We start from the raw sequence: 18,132 nt of genomic DNA on the forward strand, positions 1-18,132 counted from the left end.
TATCGGTAGCAGAAAAACGGCCGAAAAAGAACGACCGTTCGTGTTATTGCATGATCGGAAGTCTGCCTGATTCCGGAGGGTGCGCCTGTCACCTGTTTGTCTCCGGCATCACATCATGCATCAGACCTCCAGCCACTCCTTGCGCACATAGGGGTTGGCCTTGAGCGCCGCGGGTGTATCGTCGAACACGATGCTGCCGTGCCCCATCACCAACGCGCGGTCCGAAATGTGGAGCGCGATCGTCAGCTTTTGCTCGATCAGCAGCACCGAGATGCCTTTTTCCTTGAGTTTCTTGAGGAAGTCGGCCACCTGCTCCACGATCTTGGGTGCCAAGCCTTCGGTGGGCTCATCGATGATGATCAGCTCCGGATCTCCCATCAGCGTGCGGCACAGGGTCAGCATCTGCTGCTCCCCGCCAGACATCACGCCCGCTTCGGTATGTTGGCGTTCCTTGAGGCGCGGAAACATGGCGTACATGTCATCGAACGACCAGCGGCTGCCCTTGCCGTTGCCTTTCTGGCCCAGCATGAGGTTCTGGTGCACGGTGAGCTTGGGGAAAATGTCGCGGTTTTCTGGCACATAACCAATCCCCAAATGGGCAATTTCGAAAGGTTTCATGCCACGGATGGGCTTGCCTTTCCATACGACGTCACCATCGGCATCCACCAGCCCCATGATGGCCTGGGCCGTGGTGGAACGGCCCGAGCCGTTGCGTCCGAGCAAGGCGACGATCTCGCCCTGCCCGACCTTGAAATGCACGCCATGCAGCACATGGCTTTTGCCGTAATAAGCGTGCAGGTTGTTGATGTCGAGCATGTTATCCGGTCCCTTCAATGTGCCGCGCCCGCGGCCTGCTCTTCGGCCAGCACCGAGCCCAGGTAGGCCTCCTGCACACGCGCGTTGGCACGCACCGCTTCAGGCGTGTCAAAAGCAATGACTTCGCCATAAACGACCACGGCGATCTTGTCCGCCAACCCGAACACCACCCCCATATCGTGCTCCACGGTCAACAGCGTCTTGCCGACCGTGATCTCTCGAATCAGGTCAATGAATCGCTTGGTCTCGCTTTTGCTCATGCCTGCCGTCGGCTCATCCAGCAGCACCACATTGGCCCCACCGGCGATGGTGATACCGATCTCCAACGCCCGCTGCTCCGCATAGGTGAGGTTCATGGCGAGCGTGTCGCGCTTCTTGTCCAGGCGGATCATCTCCAGCAACTCATCGGCGCGCTGGTTCGCGTCCTCCAGGTCGGCCAGGAACTTGAAGAAGGTGTACTTGTAGCCCAGGCTCCACAACACCCCGCAGCGCAGGTTCTCGAACACGCTGAGCTTGGGAAAAATGTTGGTGATCTGGAAGCTGCGCGACAACCCGAGTCGGTTGATCTGGAATGGCTTCTTGCCGTCGATGCGCTGGCCGTTGAGCCACACCTCTCCCGAGGTGGGGGCGAAACGGCCGCTGATCAGGTTGAACAACGTGGACTTACCCGCCCCGTTCGGGCCGATGATGGCCACCCGTTCCCCCGCGCTGACCGCCAGGTTCGCGCCACGAATGATTTCGGTTTTGCCGAAACTCTTGCGCAGATCTTTCAGTTCCAGAGCATAAGGTGTGGACATCAGGAAGTCTCCCGGCGTTTGATTTCTTTCTCGATATAGGTCTGGATCTCGGCCCATTGCAGCCGGAAGTGGTAGCGCGTGAGCTCGAACAGCCCCAACCCGGTGAGCGCCACGAAAATGGAGCCAAACCAGCTCGACGTCTCGCGGGCATTCAGCGTCACGCCCAGGAAGCGGACCTCATCGCCCAGCGCCGTGTTGAGCTGCAGGTGATAGATCATCTCGATCATCGCCCCGGCTCCGGCCAGGAACACCAGAGCCGTCACCGCCAGCGCCAGATAGCTCACCCACAGCTCCCGCAGCCGCCCGAACATGGCCACCCGCAGGTTCATCATGATCAGGCTGGCAATGCCACCTGGGGCATACATCACCATGAACAGGAAAATCAGGCCCAGATACAGCAGCCAGGCCTTGGTGATTTCAGAGAACAGCACGAACGCCAGCACCATCAACACACCCCCGATGATGGGACCGAAGAAAAACGTCGCCCCCCCCAGGAAGGTGAAGAGCAGGTAGCCTCCGGAACGGATCGGTCCCACCACCTCGGCCGTGACGATCTCGAACTGGATCGCCGCCAGCCCGCCGGCAATGCCAGCGAAGAAACCGGCGATGATGAACACCAGGTATCGCACCACCTGGGTGTTGTAGCCGATGAACTCGACCCGCTCGGGGTTGTCACGCACGGCATTGATGATCCGGCCCAGCGGTGTGCGGGTGAAGGCGTACATCAGCGCCACGCACACGAAGGTGTACACCGCAATCAAGTAGTACACCTGTATGTTCGGCCCATAAGTGATGCCAAACACCGCATCGCCCACCACCCGGTCTGCAGAAATCCCAGCCTCGCCGCCGAAAAAGTCCGAAAACATCAGCGACATGGCAAACACCAGTTCACCCACGCCGAGCGTGATCATGGCAAACGTGGTACCGGCCTTCTTCGTGGTCACATAGCCGAACAGGATGGCGAAGAACAGCCCCGCCAGTCCACCGATGAGCGGGATCAGGCTCACGGGCACCGACATCAGTCCATCGGAAACACGCAGCAGCACGTGAATGGCCACATAAGAACCCAGCCCGGTATAGACGGCATGGCCGAAGCTCAGCATCCCGCCTTGCCCGAGCAGCATGTTGTAAGACAGGCAGGCAATGATGGCAATGCCCATTTGGGCCAACATGCTGACCGACAGATTGCTGTCGAATACCTGCGGCGCAAAGATCAGCACCAGCGCAAACAGCGACCAGATGATCCAGCGCCCGACGTTGTACGGTTTGAAACTGTAATAAGCGGTTGTCATGGATGTGCAGCCTCAGGTTTCACGGTTACCCAGCAAGCCCCTGGGGCGGAAGATCAGAATCAGCACGAGGAACAAATACGGCAAGATCGGGGCCACCTGCGAGATGGTCAGACGCAACAGATCGTTCTGGCGCGCCGCATCCGACAACTCCACCCCCATGTTCTGCAACACCCCGGCGATCGAGTGGTCCATGGCCACCGCAAACGTCTGGATGACCCCTATGAGTAGGGAGGCCAGAAACGCGCCAGACAACGAGCCCAGCCCCCCGACCACCACCACCACGAAGATCAGCGACCCCAGCGTCAACGCCATCGCCGGCTCGGTCACGAAGGTGCTGCCACCGATCACGCCGGCCAGACCGGCAAGCGCAGTCCCAGCCCCGAACACCAGCATGAAAACCCTGGGCACGTTGTGGCCCAGCGCCTCCACCATCTCGGGGTGTGTCAGCGCGGCTTGAATGACCAGGCCTACCCGGGTGCGCGTGATCAGCAGCCACAGGCTCACCAGCATCACGATCGCCACCAGCATCATGAAAGCCCGGGTGGCCGGGAAGTAGGCGCACACCGTACCTGTGGCGGCGCCGCACAGCTCGGCGGGTGCCCGCCCGAACATGAATCCGATGGTGTCATCGGCATGGTGCAACAGGGTGAAAGCGGAGCCTTGCAGCAGCTCGGCAGGGCGGAACTCCACCGCCGCACGGCCCCAAATCAATTGGACCAGTTCGAGAATGATGTACGACAACCCGAAGGTGACCAGCAGCTCGGGCACATGGCCATACTTGTGCACCTTGCGCAGACTGGTGCGTTCGAAGGCCGCCCCCAACACCCCCACCAGCACGGGTGCCAGCAGCAGCGCCACCCAAAAGCCAGCCACTTGGGCAATCGAATAGCCCAGATAAGCGCCGACCATGTAAAAGCTGGCATGCGCGAAGTTCAGCACGCCCATCATGCTGAAGATCAGGGTCAGACCGGAGCTGAGCATGAACAGCAGCAAGCCGTAACTCAGCCCGTTCAGCATGGAAATGATGAAAAATTCCAGCGTCACATCGTTTCTGGCGGGTGGCCAGCCTCTCGGAGGAAAAAACAGCCCCGGACCACGCGAACGGCAGTCGGATCACAGGGTCTGAAAACCTAAATCGGAGCCTGACGCCCAGCCAGGCTCCGGATCAGGGGTGGGGACGGCGGTCAGCCCGGACGCCGCATCTGGCAGCTCGTGGGCGTGCTGGCCACGTAGGCAGGGAATTCACGCACCGGCACCAGGGTCATCCCGGTGTTCTCCGGGCTGTACGGGTGTTTGGCGTCCACTTTCTGCCAGCGGGTCAGGTACAGGGGTTGCTGCAATTGGTGATCCGTGCGGCGCATTTCCACTTCGCCGTTGTAGCCCTGGAACTTCAAGCCGGAAAGGGCATGCGCCACCTTCACCGGATCGGTGCTCTTGGCGTTAGCCATGGCCTGCGCAAGCCCCTTGTAGATGTTCACCACGGACCCAGTGTAGAAGTCATCGTTGAAGCGCTGCTTGAACTCGGCCATCCATTTGTCCATCTGGCCGCCCATGTTGTAGTGGTTGTAACCCACCTGGTACACCCGGCCTTCGGCCTGGGTACCCAGCGCGGTCGGGGTACCCGTCACGCCCGCGTAGTAAGTGAAGAAGCGCACATTCAAACCGGCCTCATTGGCGGCACGCACCAGCAGGGAGAGGTCGGAGCCCCAGTTGCCAGTGATCACCGTATCAGCACCCGAGGCGCGAATCTTGGCGACATAGGGCGCAAAATCACGAACTTGGGCCAGCGGATGCAGGTCTTCGCCCACGATCTCGATGTCGGGGCGCTTGCGCTTGAGGCTTTCCTTGGCGTACTTTGCCACCTGATGGCCATGGGAGTAGTTCTGGTTGATCAGGAACACCTTCTTGATGGTCGGATCGTCCTTCATGAAGGCGGTCATTGCTTCGATCTTCATGGAGGTGTCGGCATCGAAGCGGAAGTGCCAGAAGCTGCATTTGCTGTTGGTGAAGTCAGGGTCCACAGCAGAATGGTTCAGGAACACCACCTCCTTGCCAGGGTTGCGGCTGTTGTGGCGGTTGAGCGCGTCGATCAGGGCACCGGCCACCGAAGAGCCGTTGCCCTGCGTGATGTAGCGAACACCCTGATCGATCGCGGCCTGCAGAGCCGTGAGGCTTTCGGCGGGACTGAGCTTGTTGTCGAAGCCTATCACCTCGAACTTGACTCCAGCGGGGTTGGCATCGCCACTCAATTTTTCTGCGAAGAACTGGAAACTGCGCAGCTGGTTGGTGCCCACCGGGGCCATGAGGCCCGACAGTGGGTCGATCCAGGCAATCTTCACCGTTTCGCCCTTCTGGGCGAACGCCGTGAAGGCGCAGGTCAGCATGGCAGCACCGGTCAGGGCTTTGATCATGAGTTTCATCGGTTTGTCTCCTTGGGGTGGTGGAACGTACAAAGCTTACTGGGGACTTGCAAACACGCTCTCAGGGATAGCCCTAGCCCCTATCGCCTGAGTGACTGCGCGGCCCGGCATCACAGCCCCGGGAGCCGGTAATCGGCCAGCTGCTCACGCAGCTTGACCTTCTGCATCTTGCCGGTGGCGCCCAGCGGAATGGATTCCACGAACACCACGTCATCTGGAATCTGCCACTTGGCGATCTTGCCTTCATAGAAAGCCAGCAATTCCTCGCGGGTCACCTCCTGGCCGGGTTTCTTGACCACGACCACGATGGGGCGTTCATCCCACTTGGGGTGCTTCACCCCAATACAGGCCGCCATCAACACGGCGGGATGCGCCATGGCGATGTTCTCCACGTCGATGGAACTGATCCACTCCCCACCGGACTTGATCACGTCCTTGCTGCGGTCGGTGATCTGCATGAAACCGTCGGCGTCGATGGTGGCCACATCGCCGGTGGGGAACCAGCCGTCCACCAGCGGAGGCGGGCCCTCGCCCTTGTAGTAGTCGCGGATGACCCAGGGGCCCTTGACCAGCAGATCGCCCGAGGTCTTGCCGTCCCAGGGCAGTTCCCGCCCGTCGGGGCCCACCACCTTCATGTCGATGCCAAAGATCGCGCGCCCCTGCTTGAGGCGAATCTTCATCTGCTCGTCTTCCGGCAGCAGCAAGTGCTTGTTCTTCAGCGTGCACAGCGTGCCCAGCGGGCTCATCTCGGTCATGCCCCAGGCATGCAGGACCTCCACGTCGTACTCTTCCCGGAAGGCCTTGATCATGGCGGGGGGGCAGGCCGAGCCGCCGATCACGGTGCGCGTCAGGTGCGGCAGCTTCAGGCCATTCTGCGCCATGTGGGTGAGCAGCATCTGCCACACCGTGGGCACGCCGGCCGCGAAGGTCACACGCTCGCCATCCAGCAACTCGTAGATAGACTTCCCGTCCATGGCCGGGCCGGGGAACACCAGCTTGCAGCCGACCGCGCAGGCCGAGTAAGGCAGGCCCCAGGCGTTGACGTGGAACATGGGCACCACGGGCAGCACGCTGTCGCGGGCGCTCAGGCACATCACGTCGGGCAACGCAGCGGCATAAGCGTGCAAGATGGTGGACTTGTGGCTGTACAGCACCGCCTTGGGGTTGCCGGTGGTGCCACTGGTGTAGCACATGCTGGAGGCGGTCTGGTCGTCGAACCGGGGCCAAGTGTAGGTGGTGGGCTGCCCGGCGATCAACGTTTCGTAGCTCACCAGGTTGGGTATGGCAGCACCTTCGGTCACCTTGGCCAGATGGGCGTCATCGCACAGCGCCACCCAATGCTTCACAGCGGGACAGCGGCCCTGAATGGCCTTGATGATGGGCCAAAAGGTCACATCGAAAAACAGCGCCTGGTCCTCGGCATGGTTGACGATCCAGGCGATCTGGTCCGGAATCAGGCGCGGATTGATCGTGTGCAACACCCGCCCGGAGCCGCTCACACCGAAATACATCTCGAAATGGCGATAGCCGTTCCAGGCCAAAGAGGCCACACGGTCGCCTTGGGCCAGACCCATGGCGTCCAGAGCGCCGGCCAACTGGCGCGCGCGGCCAGCCGCCTCCCGGTAGGTGGTGCGGTGGATGTCGCCCTCCACGCGCCGCGAAACGATCTCCACATCCCCGTGATGACGGGCAGCGTGTTCGATCAGGTCTGAAATCAGCAAGGGTTGGTCTTGCATCAAGCCTAGCATTTGCATCTCCATTGGTGTCTGCACATAAAACCAGTCAAACTATCTAGCGTTCCGGCTCATCTGGCAACACGAAAAACCCTAAAGACAGGCACAATCTGTCGCAGAGCCGACACCTAGCCACAGACTGCCCCATGCTGCTTGAACCTCGTTCACCCGCCAGCGTTTTCCTGCACGCCCAGCCCTGGTTCGCCACCCTGTCGGCCCAGGAAAAAAACGAGCTGCTGGACGCCATGGTGCTGCGCAAGGCCGCCAAGGGCGAAGTCCTGCTGGCCGAAGGCGACCCGATCGATGGCTGGTACGGCGTGTTGTCGGGCATGGCGAAGCTGCAGACCAAGTCCTCCGACGGGCGGCTGTCGGCGTTTCTGGGAGTGCCCGCCGGCGAATGGTTCGGTGAAGGCTCGGTGCTCAAGGGCGGGTTCTGGCGCTACGACGTGATCGCCCTGCGTGACACCACCCTCATCGGCATGCCTCTGGCGCATTTCCAACACCTGTACCGCCACAGCCTGCCGTTCGCCCACTTTCTGATCGAACACCTCAACATGCGGCTGGGACAGGCCATGTCGGCGATCGAGTCCGGTCGGCTGCGCAGCCCCGACGAGCGCGTGGCCCAATACCTGAGTCATTTCTTCTGGTCGGGTCTGCGCAAGATCACCCTGTCCCAAGAAGACCTGGGCCACCTGGCCGGTCTGTCGCGTCAGACCATCAACCGCGTGCTCAAGCAATTCGAAGCCCAGGGCTGGGTGTCTCTGGAATTCGGTCGGGTGGACATCCTCAACCAAGCGGCACTCGAACAACTCGCCAACCCTGCCCGCATCAAGGCTTCCTCGGCCGATGCACAATGACCTCGACATGACCTTTCCAATCCAGAAATCCGACGAAGCCTGGCGCGAGCTGCTGGCAGCCAAGGGAGCCGAACCCCTGGCCTATCACGTGACGCGCCTGGCCCACACCGAACCCCCCTACAGCGGCAAATACGAACAGGTCTGGGCCGATGGCAGCTACCACTGCATCTGCTGCGGCAACCTCCTGTTTCAGAGCAGCACCAAATTCGACGCTGGCTGCGGTTGGCCCAGCTTTTACGAGGCCATCCCCGGCACCATCACCGAAATCACCGACACCAGCCACGGCATGGTCCGCACCGAAACCGTGTGCAGCCAGTGCGGCGCCCATCTCGGCCACGTGTTCAATGACGGCCCCCACCCCACCGGCCTGCGCTATTGCATGAACTCCGCCGCCCTGGAGCTGAAGCCGCGATAATCGGGTCATGCGTCTGCTCATCGACTTTTTTCCCATCGCCCTGTTCGTGGTGGCGTACAAGATGCACGACATCTACGTTGCCACCGCCGTGCTGATGGGTGCCACCGTGGTCCAAACTGCGCTCATCTACGGCATCGACCGCCGCCTGCAGACTCTGCAGAAGGTCACCCTGCTGCTGGTACTGGTATTCGGCACCCTCACCCTGCTGTTGCAAGACGAGCGCTTCATCAAATGGAAACCCACCGTCATGTACGCCAGCATGGCCATCGTGCTCGGGGCAGCGCTGTGGGTCTGGAAAAAGAACTTCCTGCAGATGCTCCTGAGCAGCCAGCTCAAGCTGCCTGATGGTGTCTGGGCGCGTCTCACCGTCGCCTGGGTACTCTACTTCCTGTTCATGGCCGGCCTCAACGCCTATGTGGCAGCCTACTTCTCCACCGAGGCTTGGGTCAACTTCAAGCTGTGGGGCTACATCTTCCCGGTGCTCTTCCTGGTCGGCCAAGGGCTCTATGTGGCCCGCCACCTCAAAGAAGAACCCAGCACCGAAAAGCCATGAACGGCACCATCGTTGCCACCGCCGCCGCACTCGAAGCCACCCTGCGCGAGCGCCTGGCCCCCACGGTGCTGGAGGTGCTGGACGAAAGCGCCGCCCACGCCGGCCACGCCGGCGCCAACGGGCTGGGCTACGGTACGCACTTTCGGGTTCGCATCGCCTCGCCGCTGTTCGCTGGCCTCAGCCGCGTGGCCGCCCACCGGCTTGTGTATGATGCACTGCAACCTTATATCGACGCCGGGCTCCACGCCCTGGCCATTGAGATTCAACGCTAGCTTTCCTTCAACGACCACACCCCTCATGAAACGTCTGCTCACCGCCGTGGCCTTGGCCACCACCCTGACCCTGCCTGCTCACGCCCAAAACATCGCAGTCATCAACGGCAAGCCCGTTCCCTCCTCCCGGCTGGACGCCCTGGTCCACCAGATCGAGCGCTCCGGCCGCCCGGTCGATGCCGCCATGCGCGAACAGCTCAAGGAAGAGGTCATCCTGCGTGAAATCTTCGCACAGGAGGCGGAAAAGCGTGGCATCAAGGCCCAACCCGAGTACCGCGCCCAAGTCGAACTCGCTACGCAGACCATCCTGATCCGCGAACTGTTCAACGATTACCAGCGCAAGAACCCCGTCACCGACGCCGAAATCCAAGCCGAATACGACAAGTTCCTGGCCGCCAATGGCGGACAGGAATACCGCTCGCGCCACATCCTGGTCGAAACCGAGGACGAGGCCAAGGCCCTCATCACCCAGATCAAAGGGGGTGCCCGCTTCGAGGAACTGGCCCGCACCCGCTCGCTGGATACGGGCTCCGGCCAGGCCGGCGGCGACCTGGACTGGGCCGGCGCCAATGTGTTTGTGCCCGAATTCTCCGAAGCCATGATCAAGCTGTCCAAGGGCCAGATGACCGACACCCCCGTGCGCAGCCAGTTCGGCTGGCACATCATCCGCGTGGACGACATCCGTCAGGCCGAACTCCCCAGCGTGGACGAACTGCGCCCGCAGATCGAACAGTCGCTCCAGCAGCAAAAGCTGCTGGACTTCCAGGAAAACCTGCGGGCCAAGGCCAAGATCCAGTGAGGGCATCAGCCACGCTCGGGCGCTGGTGACACCCGGGCGACTTGCCGCGTTTGCGGCAACCCCAGAAACTCAATACAGTTTCTGAATGGGTACTCCTGAGCATGTCATCGTGGTCACTGGCGCCAGCAGTGGTATTGGACGGTCGGTCGCCGAAGCCCTCCTAGCCCAGGGCCGTCGGGTCATCAATGTGGACGCCCGGCACCCTGAATGGACACACCCCGGGCTGAGCACCATGGTCGCCAACCTGACCGATGCAGCAGACATACGCCGCGTTGCCACAGAGCTTGCCAGCAGCCACCCCATCAGCGCTTTGGTCAACAATGCCGGAGCCACCCGCCCAGGCACCATCGACAGCCTACAGACCTCAGACCTGCTCGACCTTGCACACCTACATCTGCTGGCTCCTACGCTGCTGACACAAGCCCTGCTGCCCAGCCTTCGCTCCTGCAAACAAGGGCGTATTGTGAATGTGGCCTCAAGAGCTGCACTGGGCAAGCCGGAGCGGATAGCCTACGCGGCCACCAAGGCCGGGCTCATTGGCCTGACACGAACACTGGCCATGGAACTGGGGCGTGATGGCATTACCGTCAATGCCGTCGCCCCCGGCCCCATTGCCACCAAACTGTTCCGGCAGAGCAACCCGCCAGAAGCACCCCAAACCCAAAGGATTCTCAACAGCATCCTCGTGGGGCGTATGGGTACCCCGGAAGACGTATCCAGGGCGGTGCTGTTTTTTCTGTCGCCCGACAACGGGTTCGTCACCGGGCAGGTCCTGTACGTCTGCGGTGGAACCACACTCGGCGTGGCACCGGGCTGACTTTGCGCCGTGAGGCCGCGCACGGCAAAAAACCGCGGCATCAAGACCATCCAACAGGAGACTGCAACATGCACAACACCCCCGACAGACCCGCTGTCAAGCAACGCCGCCAAGCCCTTGTGGTCATGGCTGCTTTTGCTGCCACCAGCTGGTTACCTGGCGCAGCCATCGCGCAGAACTACCCCACCAAACCGATCACCATCGTGGTGCCGTTCCCTGCGGGTGGCACCACCGACATCCTGGCCCGCATCGTTGGGCAGTACATGTCACGCGACCTCAACCAAGCGGTCGTGATTGACAACCGGGGAGGTGCAGGTGGCAATCTAGGAGCCCAGGCCGTAGCCCGCGCACCTGCCGATGGCTACACTCTGCTGATGGGCACGGTAGGCACCCATGCCATCAACGCATCGCTTTACAAGCGCATGCCCTTTGACCATATCAAAGACTTCGCACCGCTCAGCAGGGTGGCCATGGTGCCCAACATGCTGGTGGCGCACCCCTCCCAGCCGTTCAATACCGTCGCAGAAATGATCGCCTACGCCAAGGCCAATCCTGGGCAGATCCGCTACGCGTCCTCGGGGAACGGCACGTCCATCCACCTCTCGGGTGAGTTGTTCAAGATCATGGCCAAGGTGGACATGCAACATGTACCTTACCGCGGCAGCGCCCCCGCCATTGCCGACCTGCTGGGTGGCCAGACCGCGATCATGTTTGACAACATGCCATCGGCCATTCAGCATGTGCGTGCCGGCACCCTCAAAGCGCTGGCCGTTACCACGGCCCAACGCTCCCCGGAAATGCCCGACCTGCCCACCATTGCCGAGGCCGGCGTACCGGGCTATGAAGCCACTTCATGGTTTGGGCTACTGGCCCCCTCCGGCACACCCGATGCGGTGATCCGTCGGCTCAATGCCAGTATTGTGAAGGCACTGAATGATCCGGAAGTGCGCCAGCGCATTGCAGAACTGGGCGCGACGCCTACCCCCGAGACCCCAGAATCTTTCGCCAGCTTCATCCAGCAGGAAACCACCAAATGGGCGGAAGTGGTGAAAGCCTCGGGCGCCAGCATTGACTGAGGCCATGGGCTGCTGTTGCCATTGAAGCAGCGTAAAGAAAAAGCCCGTGACAGCCGTCACGGGCTTTAGGGTTTGGTGGGTGATACATGGATCGAACATGTGACCCCTGCCGTGTGAAGGCAGTGCTCTACCGCTGAGCTAATCACCCGTCAATCCATAGATTATATACCGAAATCAGGCCCCTTCCAGGGCACGCCACACGGTTTTTCCTTGACTGGCTTTGTCGAGGTCGGCGAGCAAGGCTTCGTGCGCCTGTGCCTCCTGTTCGCTGGGCCTGAGCACCGGCAACTCGAACTGGGAAAGGTCGAGGGAGCGAACCTCGGCTTGGATGCTGCCCGGCGCATCGATCTCCATGACCAGGGCGTCTTGGCCCCGGGTCAGGTTGATGTACACGTCGGCCAGCAATTCGGCATCCAGCAAGGCACCGTGCAGGGTACGCCCGGAGTTGTCCACGCCCAGCCGGTCGCACAGAGCGTCGAGACCGTTGCGTTTGCCAGGGAACATTTCCTTGGCCATGACCAGGGTGTCGATCACGCCGCTGACGATCCGGCGCGTAGGCCCGTGCCCCAGGCGGCGGAATTCCTCATCGAGGAAGCCCAGGTCAAACGGCGCGTTGTGGATGATCAGTTCGGCACCGGCCAGGTAATCGAGCAGGTCGTTGGCCACCTCGGCGAACTTGGGTTTGTCTGCCAGGAATTCGAGCGAGATGCCATGCACCCGCAGTGCGTCTTCATGGATGTCGCGCTCGGGGTTGAGGTAATAGTGCCTGTTGTTACCGGTGAGCTTGCGGTTGAGCAATTCGACGCACCCGATTTCGATGATGCGGTCACCGTCCTGTGCGGACAGGCCAGTGGTTTCGGTATCCAGGACGATCTGGCGCATGGGTGACTGTTCAGTGGTGCTCGCGGGCGTGGTTGATGGTGTAGCGCGGGATTTCGATGGTGAGGTCGTTGCTGCCCAATTGGACCTGACAGCTCAGGCGGGATTGCGGCTCCAGACCCCAGGCCTTGTCCAGCAGATCCTCCTCTTCTTCGCTGGCTTCGTTGAGCGTCTCGAAACCCTGGCGCACGATCACGTGGCAGGTGGTACAGGCGCAGCTCATGTCACAGGCGTGCTCGATTTCGATGTCGTTGTCGAGCAGCGCTTCGCACAGCGTGGTACCGCTGAGGGCTTTGATCTGGGCGCCCTGTGGGCAGTATTCGGGGTGCGGCAGGATGGTGATGGTGGGCATGGCGGCAAAAGGTTCAGAGCTCGTCGATGTTGTGGCCGGCCAGGGCTTGGGCAATACTGCGGTTCATGCGCCGGGCGGCAAACGCTTCCGAACCTTTGGCCAGGGCCTGGGTGGCCGCTTCGATGGCGGCGGCGTCGTTGAGTGCACGGGCGGCTTCTGCGGCCTGCATGAGCCGTTCGATCTCGGCGCGTTCACTGGCAGTGAGCAAATCACCATCGGCGGCGAGGGCTGAACGGGTGGCGTCCACCATGCGCTCGGCCTCGACCCGGGCTTCGACCACGGCCCGGGCCTGCATGTCTTGCTCGGCGGTGGCGAAGCTGTCTTGCAGCATGGCGGCGATTTGTTCATCGCTGAGCCCGTAGGAGGGCTTGACATCGATGCGCGCCTCCACCCCCGTCGTTTGCTCCCGGGCGCTGACGGTGAGCAGCCCGTCGGCATCAACCGTGAAGGTGACGCGGATGCGGGCCGCGCCGGCCGCCATGGGCGGGATACCCCGCAACTCGAAGCGGGCCAAACTGCGGCAATCGGCCACCAGGTCGCGCTCGCCTTGCACCACATGCAGCGCGAGCGCGGTCTGCCCGTCTTTGAAGGTGGTGAAGTCCTGGGCCATGGCCGTGGGGATGGTGGTGTTGCGCGGCACGATGCGCTCGACCAACCCGCCCATGGTTTCGATACCCAGGGACAAGGGGATGACGTCGAGCAGCAGGAGTTCGCCGTCTGGGCGGTTGCCCGCCAGCTGGTTGGCCTGGATGGCGGCCCCCAGGGCCACCACCTCATCCGGATTGAGGTTGACCAGCGGCTCCTGCTCAAAATAGGCGGCCACCGCTTGGCGCACGACAGGCATGCGGGTGGAGCCCCCCACCATGACCACGCCTTTGACCTCGCTGCGGTCCAACTTGGCGTCGCGCATGACGCGCCGGACCGCCGCCAGGGTACGCTGCGTGAGCGCTTCGGTGGCCGCGGCGAAATCGGCATGGCTGAGCGCACGCTCCAACCGGCGCCCCTGCACCGATGCGGAGAACAACACCCGTTCGTTGGAGTCGGCCAACGCCGACAAGGCTTCCTTCACACGGCGCGCTTCGGCCAGCACGGCTGCGCGCTCGCCCGCCGGCAATTCAACGGCATGGACCGGCCATCCGGCACCGGCCAACACGGCGTCGGCCAAGGCGCGGTCGTAATCGTCGCCCCCCAGGGCGGAATCACCGCCGGTGGCCAGCACCTCGAACACCCCGCGCGTCAGCCGCAGGATGGACACATCGAAAGTTCCACCGCCCAGGTCATAGACGGCGTAGATGCCTTCGGCGGCTTGGTCCAGCCCATAGGCGATGGCGGCCGCCGTGGGTTCGTTGATCAGGCGCAGCACCGTCAGGCCAGCCATCTGGGCGGCGTCTTTGGTGGCTTGGCGCTGAGCGTCGTCGAAATAGGCAGGCACGGTGATGACCGCGCCGTAGAGATCGGTGTCGAAGGTATCTTCGGCCCGGTGGCGCAGCGTCGCAAGGATTTCGGCACTCACTTCCACGGGCGTCTTGTCACCCGCCACGGTGCGAACCGCTGCCATGCCAGGCCCATCCACCACGGTGTAAGGGAGCTTGTCCACCACACCCTGAGCGACCAAGTCCTCCCGCTTGCGGCCCATGAGGCGCTTGACGGAACTGATGGTGTTGAGCGGGTCGTTCACCTGGGCGGCCAGCGCATCAAACCCGATCTGGCGGCCCGGGCTGCTTCCTGGCGGCAAGTAACGCACCACGCTGGGCAGGATGACGCGCCCCTGCTCATCGGGCAAGCATTCGGCCACCCCATGACGTACCGCCGCCACGAGCGAGTGGGTGGTGCCCAGGTCTATGCCCACCGCCACGCGGCGCTGGTGCGGGTCCGGGGTCTGCCCGGGTTCGGATATCTGTAACAGGGCCATTTTGGATTCAAAGCCGTTCCAGGCGATTGTGGACTTCCTCGGCAAAGCGCTCGATGAACATCAGGGCACGGACCTGACCGACGGCGGCCTGGGCATCGCCCCGTTCGTCGATGGCTTTGGCGAGTTCACTCAGACAGGCGTCCCGCGCCTGACGGGTTTCGGCCAGCAGCCGCTCCAGCGTGGCTTCGTCGTTCGCCTCGTCCAGCGCCTCGCGCCATTCCATTTGCTGCATCAGAAAGGCGGCGGGCATGGCGGTGTTGTCTTCGGCGTTGACCGGCACCCCTTGCAGTTCGCACCAGTAGGCCGCCCGTTTGAGCGGGTCTTTCAGACGGGCGTAGGCTTCATTGATCCGCACCGACCACTGCATGGCCACCCGCTGTGCCGCCGCGCCCTGGTGGGCAAAGCGATCGGGATGCACCCGACGCTGGAGTTGTTTCCAGCGTTCGTCGAGCACGGCGCGGTCGAGCCGAAACCGGGGCGGGAGGCCGAACAGGGTGAAATCGTCAGCCTGAAGGTTCAACCCCTCAGACACGGAAGGACTCGCCACAGCCGCAACGATCCCGCTCGTTCGGGTTGTTGAACTTGAAGCCCTCGTTGAGCCCCTCGCGGACGAAATCGAGCTGTGTGCCGTCGATGTACGGCATGCTCTTGGGATCGACGAGGATCTTGATGCCGCGGTCTTCGAACACCACATCTTCGGGCGCCACCTCGTCGGCATACTCCAGCTTGTAAGCCAAGCCGGAGCAGCCAGTGGTTTTGACGCCCAAGCGCACACCCACCCCTTTGCCCCGGCGGGCCAGGTATTTGTTGACGTGTTTGGCTGCGGCTTCGGTCACGGTCACGGGCATTCCACTCACCTTCGATCCCTTGGGCGCTCAATGAGCGTGCTTCTTCTTGTAGTCGTCCACCGCGGCCTTGATGGCGTCTTCCGCCAGGATGGAGCAGTGGATCTTGACCGGCGGCAGGGCCAGCTCCTCGGCGATCTGGCTGTTCTTGATCTGGGCAGCTTCGTCCAGCGTCTTGCCCTTGACCCATTCAGTCACCAGGGAGCTGGAGGCGATGGCCGAGCCACAGCCGTAGGTTTTGAAGCGGGCATCCTCGATCAGCCCGGTGGCGGGGTTGACCTTGATCTGCAACTTCATCACGTCGCCACAGGCCGGGGCACCGACCATGCCGGTGCCGACGGTGTCGTCACCTTTGTCGAAGCTGCCGACGTTGCGGGGGTTTTCGTAGTGGTCGATGACTTTTTGACTGTATGCCATGGTATTGCTCCTTCAATGCGCTGCCCACTGGATGGTGGACAGGTCGATGCCTTCCTTGTACATCTCCCACAAGGGCGACAGTTCGCGCAATTTGGCGACATTGTCCTTGATGGATTGGACCGCGTAATCGATCTCCTGTTCCGTCGTCCAGCGGCCGATGGTTATGCGCAGACTGCTGTGAGCGAGTTCGTCGCTGCGGCCGAGGGCGCGCAGCACGTAGCTGGGCTCCAGGCTGGCCGAGGTGCAGGCCGAGCCACTGGACACCGCCACGCCCTTGATACCCATGATGAGCGACTCGCCTTCGACGTAGTTGAAGCTCATGTTCAGGTTGTGGGGCACGCGCTGCGTGAGGTGACCGTTGACGAACGCCTGCTCGATGGTAGACAGGCCGGCCAGCAGACGGTCGTGCAGCGCCCGGATGCGCGGCAGCTCGGTGTGCATCTCGGCCTTGGCGATGGCGTAGGCTTCGCCCATGCCCACGATCTGGTGCGTGGGCAGCGTACCGGAGCGCATGCCACGCTCGTGACCCCCACCGTGCATCTGCGCTTCGATGCGCACACGCGGCTTGCGCCGCACATACAGGGCACCAATGCCCTTAGGGCCATAGGTCTTGTGGCTGGTCAGGCTCATCAGGTCCACGGGCAGCGTGGCCAGATCGATGTCCACACGGCCGGTGGCCTGCGCAGCGTCCACATGGAAAATCACGCCCTTTTCCCGGCAGATGGCACCCAGCGCGGCGATGTCTTGAATGACGCCGATCTCGTTGTTCACGAACATCACACTGGCCAGGATGGTATCGGGGCGAATGGCGTCCCGGAAAGCATCCAGGTTCACCAAGCCGTCGGGCTGGACATCCAGATAGGTGACCTCGAAGCCTTCGCGCTCCAGATGCCGGCAGGTATCGAGCACGGCTTTGTGCTCGGTCTTGACGGTGATGATGTGCTTGCCTTTGCCCTGGTAGAAGTGAGCCGCCCCTTTGAGGGCGAGATTGTCGGACTCGGTGGCGCCGCTGGTCCAGACGATTTCACGCGGATCGGCGCCGATGAGATCGGCCACCTGCTCGCGGGCATGCTCCACGGCCTTTTCGGCCTCCCAGCCCCAGGCATGGCTGCGTGAGGCGGGGTTGCCGAAGTGTTCATAGAGCCACGGCACCATCTTCTCCACCACGCGCGGGTCGCACGGGTTGGTGGCGCTGTAGTCCATGTAGATGGGCAAATGAGGGGTCATGGTCATGGAAGTCTCGTCTGGTGTGGAACCAAGGTCGGATGGGATGGGATTCACTTGGAAGCCGCAGCCCCGAGCGCGAACACCGAATTGGGTGCGTTCACCCGAATGGGCTTGACCACTGGGGTTGAGGAGATCGCCCGCTTGATGGTGGGCGCGTTTTCCACCACCACGCCCTTGGCCAACTGCTCGTCCACCAATTTTTGCAGGGTGATGGAATCCAGGAAATCGACCATTTTGGCGTTGAGGGCCGCCCACAGCTCATGCGTCATGCACCGGGCCCCGTCGCCGTGGCAATTCTCCTTGCCGCCACACTGAGTGGCGTCGATGGGTTCATCCACCGACACGATGATGTCGGCCACGGTGATTTCCGACGCCTTGCGGCTGAGGGTGTAGCCTCCCCCCGGCCCCCGGGTGGATTCCACCAGGTCGTGGCGGCGCAATTTGCCAAACAACTGCTCCAGGTACGACAGGGATATGTGTTGCCGCTGGCTGATGGCCGCCAGGGTCACAGGCCCGCCAGACTGGCGCAGGGCCAGATCGATCATCGCGGTGACGGCAAACCGTCCTTTGGTGGTGAGGCGCATCTCAAGCTCCTTGGAAGAATGACCAACAACGACCGTCGCACGCAGCGGCTGCCTCGGATCACTCGCCAA

Annotated in this window: 21 protein-coding genes and 1 tRNA gene; 7 read left to right on the forward strand and 15 right to left on the reverse strand. The window is 62.3% G+C overall.

Annotated elements, in window-relative coordinates; translation table 11 throughout:
• Positions 1 to 120 precede the first annotated feature (120 nt).
• The 6 genes from HZS63_RS06505 to HZS63_RS06530 all read right to left on the reverse strand — a co-directional run bounded on the left by HZS63_RS06505 (position 121) and on the right by HZS63_RS06530 (position 7,073).
• Positions 121 to 816, reverse strand: a complete 696-nt coding sequence (locus tag HZS63_RS06505) for an ABC transporter ATP-binding protein (protein WP_180683247.1) — start codon at positions 814 to 816, stop codon at positions 121 to 123.
• Between the two features lie 14 nt (positions 817 to 830).
• On the reverse strand, positions 831 to 1,613 hold the full coding sequence (locus HZS63_RS06510; RefSeq protein WP_180683248.1) for an ABC transporter ATP-binding protein: 783 nt from the start codon (positions 1,611 to 1,613) through the stop codon (positions 831 to 833).
• Positions 1,613 to 2,905 carry a branched-chain amino acid ABC transporter permease gene (locus HZS63_RS06515; RefSeq protein WP_180683249.1) on the reverse strand — a complete coding sequence of 431 codons (1,293 nt, stop codon included), beginning with the start codon at positions 2,903 to 2,905 and terminating at the stop codon, positions 1,613 to 1,615. The genes HZS63_RS06510 and HZS63_RS06515 overlap by 1 nt, the downstream gene beginning before the upstream one ends.
• Before the next feature lie 12 nt (positions 2,906 to 2,917).
• Positions 2,918 to 3,943, reverse strand: a complete 1,026-nt coding sequence (locus HZS63_RS06520) for a branched-chain amino acid ABC transporter permease (protein WP_180683352.1) — start codon at positions 3,941 to 3,943, stop codon at positions 2,918 to 2,920.
• A gap of 146 nt (positions 3,944 to 4,089) precedes the next feature.
• The gene (locus tag HZS63_RS06525; protein WP_133596837.1) at positions 4,090 to 5,325 is read right to left on the reverse strand and encodes a branched-chain amino acid ABC transporter substrate-binding protein; all 1,236 of its coding nucleotides are present in this window, start codon (positions 5,323 to 5,325) and stop codon (positions 4,090 to 4,092) included.
• 110 nt (positions 5,326 to 5,435) lie between these two features.
• Entirely contained in the window at positions 5,436 to 7,073 is a 1,638-nt protein-coding gene (locus HZS63_RS06530) for a 3-(methylthio)propionyl-CoA ligase (RefSeq protein WP_180683250.1), read from the reverse strand.
• Positions 7,074 to 7,204: 131 nt separating this feature from the next.
• Between HZS63_RS06530 and HZS63_RS06535 the strand changes: the two genes are divergently transcribed.
• The 7 genes from HZS63_RS06535 to HZS63_RS06565 all read left to right on the forward strand — a co-directional run bounded on the left by HZS63_RS06535 (position 7,205) and on the right by HZS63_RS06565 (position 11,847).
• On the forward strand, positions 7,205 to 7,915 hold the full coding sequence (locus HZS63_RS06535) for a Crp/Fnr family transcriptional regulator (protein WP_180683251.1): 711 nt from the start codon (positions 7,205 to 7,207) through the stop codon (positions 7,913 to 7,915).
• Between the two features lie 7 nt (positions 7,916 to 7,922).
• Complete coding sequence (gene msrB / locus HZS63_RS06540) at positions 7,923 to 8,330, forward strand: peptide-methionine (R)-S-oxide reductase MsrB (protein ID WP_180683252.1); 408 nt, start codon at positions 7,923 to 7,925, stop codon at positions 8,328 to 8,330.
• A gap of 7 nt (positions 8,331 to 8,337) precedes the next feature.
• Complete coding sequence (locus HZS63_RS06545) at positions 8,338 to 8,883, forward strand: septation protein A (RefSeq protein ID WP_180683253.1); 546 nt, start codon at positions 8,338 to 8,340, stop codon at positions 8,881 to 8,883.
• Entirely contained in the window at positions 8,880 to 9,155 is a 276-nt protein-coding gene (locus HZS63_RS06550) for a BolA family protein (RefSeq protein WP_180683254.1), read from the forward strand. Before HZS63_RS06545 ends, HZS63_RS06550 begins: the two co-directional genes overlap by 4 nt.
• Positions 9,156 to 9,180: 25 nt before the next feature.
• Positions 9,181 to 9,954, forward strand: a complete 774-nt coding sequence (locus tag HZS63_RS06555; RefSeq protein ID WP_180683255.1) for a peptidylprolyl isomerase — start codon at positions 9,181 to 9,183, stop codon at positions 9,952 to 9,954.
• Between the two features lie 85 nt (positions 9,955 to 10,039).
• Positions 10,040 to 10,771, forward strand: a complete 732-nt coding sequence (locus HZS63_RS06560) for an SDR family NAD(P)-dependent oxidoreductase (RefSeq protein WP_180683256.1) — start codon at positions 10,040 to 10,042, stop codon at positions 10,769 to 10,771.
• Positions 10,772 to 10,839: 68 nt separating this feature from the next.
• Complete coding sequence (locus tag HZS63_RS06565; RefSeq protein ID WP_180683257.1) at positions 10,840 to 11,847, forward strand: Bug family tripartite tricarboxylate transporter substrate binding protein; 1,008 nt, start codon at positions 10,840 to 10,842, stop codon at positions 11,845 to 11,847.
• A gap of 73 nt (positions 11,848 to 11,920) precedes the next feature.
• On the opposite strand, the gene HZS63_RS06570 is transcribed toward HZS63_RS06565, so the two are convergent.
• From HZS63_RS06570 to iscR, 9 genes are all read right to left on the reverse strand, one after another.
• Positions 11,921 to 11,995 (reverse strand) — tRNA-Val (locus tag HZS63_RS06570).
• Positions 11,996 to 12,021: 26 nt separating this feature from the next.
• Entirely contained in the window at positions 12,022 to 12,729 is a 708-nt protein-coding gene (gene dnaQ / locus HZS63_RS06575) for a DNA polymerase III subunit epsilon (protein ID WP_180683258.1), read from the reverse strand.
• 10 nt (positions 12,730 to 12,739) lie between these two features.
• Complete coding sequence (gene fdx / locus HZS63_RS06580) at positions 12,740 to 13,078, reverse strand: ISC system 2Fe-2S type ferredoxin (RefSeq protein WP_180683259.1); 339 nt, start codon at positions 13,076 to 13,078, stop codon at positions 12,740 to 12,742.
• 13 nt (positions 13,079 to 13,091) lie between these two features.
• Complete coding sequence (hscA, locus tag HZS63_RS06585; protein ID WP_180683260.1) at positions 13,092 to 14,990, reverse strand: Fe-S protein assembly chaperone HscA; 1,899 nt, start codon at positions 14,988 to 14,990, stop codon at positions 13,092 to 13,094.
• Positions 14,991 to 14,997: 7 nt separating this feature from the next.
• Positions 14,998 to 15,510 (reverse strand): Fe-S protein assembly co-chaperone HscB, encoded by a 513-nt coding sequence (gene hscB, locus HZS63_RS06590; protein ID WP_180683353.1) that lies wholly within the window; start codon positions 15,508 to 15,510, stop codon positions 14,998 to 15,000.
• 4 nt (positions 15,511 to 15,514) lie between these two features.
• Entirely contained in the window at positions 15,515 to 15,838 is a 324-nt protein-coding gene (gene iscA / locus HZS63_RS06595; protein WP_180683261.1) for an iron-sulfur cluster assembly protein IscA, read from the reverse strand.
• Between the two features lie 27 nt (positions 15,839 to 15,865).
• Positions 15,866 to 16,252, reverse strand: a complete 387-nt coding sequence (gene iscU / locus HZS63_RS06600; protein ID WP_180683262.1) for a Fe-S cluster assembly scaffold IscU — start codon at positions 16,250 to 16,252, stop codon at positions 15,866 to 15,868.
• Between the two features lie 12 nt (positions 16,253 to 16,264).
• Positions 16,265 to 17,485 carry an IscS subfamily cysteine desulfurase gene (locus tag HZS63_RS06605; protein WP_180683263.1) on the reverse strand — a complete coding sequence of 407 codons (1,221 nt, stop codon included), beginning with the start codon at positions 17,483 to 17,485 and terminating at the stop codon, positions 16,265 to 16,267.
• A gap of 44 nt (positions 17,486 to 17,529) precedes the next feature.
• Positions 17,530 to 18,063 carry a Fe-S cluster assembly transcriptional regulator IscR gene (gene iscR / locus HZS63_RS06610; protein ID WP_180683264.1) on the reverse strand — a complete coding sequence of 178 codons (534 nt, stop codon included), beginning with the start codon at positions 18,061 to 18,063 and terminating at the stop codon, positions 17,530 to 17,532.
• Positions 18,064 to 18,132: the final 69 nt, after the last annotated feature.

Origin of the sequence: Tepidicella baoligensis (assembly GCF_013432195.1) — a bacterium.
Classification (GTDB): domain Bacteria; phylum Pseudomonadota; class Gammaproteobacteria; order Burkholderiales; family Burkholderiaceae_C; genus Tepidicella; species Tepidicella baoligensis.

What these genes read in the sequence shown, in the direction of transcription:
- dnaQ (WP_180683258.1), bottom strand. Translation starts at nt 12,729, where the DNA reads ATGCGCCAGATCGTCCTGGATACCGAAACCACTGGCCTGTCCGCACAG.
- HZS63_RS06525 (WP_133596837.1), bottom strand. Translation starts at nt 5,325, where the DNA reads ATGAAACTCATGATCAAAGCCCTGACCGGTGCTGCCATGCTGACCTGC.
- HZS63_RS06560 (WP_180683256.1), top strand. Translation starts at nt 10,040, where the DNA reads ATGGGTACTCCTGAGCATGTCATCGTGGTCACTGGCGCCAGCAGTGGT.
- HZS63_RS06555 (WP_180683255.1), top strand. Translation starts at nt 9,181, where the DNA reads ATGAAACGTCTGCTCACCGCCGTGGCCTTGGCCACCACCCTGACCCTG.
- hscA (WP_180683260.1), bottom strand. Translation starts at nt 14,990, where the DNA reads ATGGCCCTGTTACAGATATCCGAACCCGGGCAGACCCCGGACCCGCAC.
- HZS63_RS06605 (WP_180683263.1), bottom strand. Translation starts at nt 17,485, where the DNA reads ATGACCATGACCCCTCATTTGCCCATCTACATGGACTACAGCGCCACC.
- HZS63_RS06510 (WP_180683248.1), bottom strand. Translation starts at nt 1,613, where the DNA reads ATGTCCACACCTTATGCTCTGGAACTGAAAGATCTGCGCAAGAGTTTC.
- HZS63_RS06515 (WP_180683249.1), bottom strand. Translation starts at nt 2,905, where the DNA reads ATGACAACCGCTTATTACAGTTTCAAACCGTACAACGTCGGGCGCTGG.
- HZS63_RS06550 (WP_180683254.1), top strand. Translation starts at nt 8,880, where the DNA reads ATGAACGGCACCATCGTTGCCACCGCCGCCGCACTCGAAGCCACCCTG.
- HZS63_RS06545 (WP_180683253.1), top strand. Translation starts at nt 8,338, where the DNA reads ATGCGTCTGCTCATCGACTTTTTTCCCATCGCCCTGTTCGTGGTGGCG.
- HZS63_RS06565 (WP_180683257.1), top strand. Translation starts at nt 10,840, where the DNA reads ATGCACAACACCCCCGACAGACCCGCTGTCAAGCAACGCCGCCAAGCC.
- iscU (WP_180683262.1), bottom strand. Translation starts at nt 16,252, where the DNA reads ATGGCATACAGTCAAAAAGTCATCGACCACTACGAAAACCCCCGCAAC.
- fdx (WP_180683259.1), bottom strand. Translation starts at nt 13,078, where the DNA reads ATGCCCACCATCACCATCCTGCCGCACCCCGAATACTGCCCACAGGGC.
- iscR (WP_180683264.1), bottom strand. Translation starts at nt 18,063, where the DNA reads ATGCGCCTCACCACCAAAGGACGGTTTGCCGTCACCGCGATGATCGAT.
- msrB (WP_180683252.1), top strand. Translation starts at nt 7,923, where the DNA reads ATGACCTTTCCAATCCAGAAATCCGACGAAGCCTGGCGCGAGCTGCTG.
- HZS63_RS06535 (WP_180683251.1), top strand. Translation starts at nt 7,205, where the DNA reads ATGCTGCTTGAACCTCGTTCACCCGCCAGCGTTTTCCTGCACGCCCAG.
- HZS63_RS06530 (WP_180683250.1), bottom strand. Translation starts at nt 7,073, where the DNA reads ATGCTAGGCTTGATGCAAGACCAACCCTTGCTGATTTCAGACCTGATC.
- iscA (WP_180683261.1), bottom strand. Translation starts at nt 15,838, where the DNA reads ATGCCCGTGACCGTGACCGAAGCCGCAGCCAAACACGTCAACAAATAC.
- HZS63_RS06505 (WP_180683247.1), bottom strand. Translation starts at nt 816, where the DNA reads ATGCTCGACATCAACAACCTGCACGCTTATTACGGCAAAAGCCATGTG.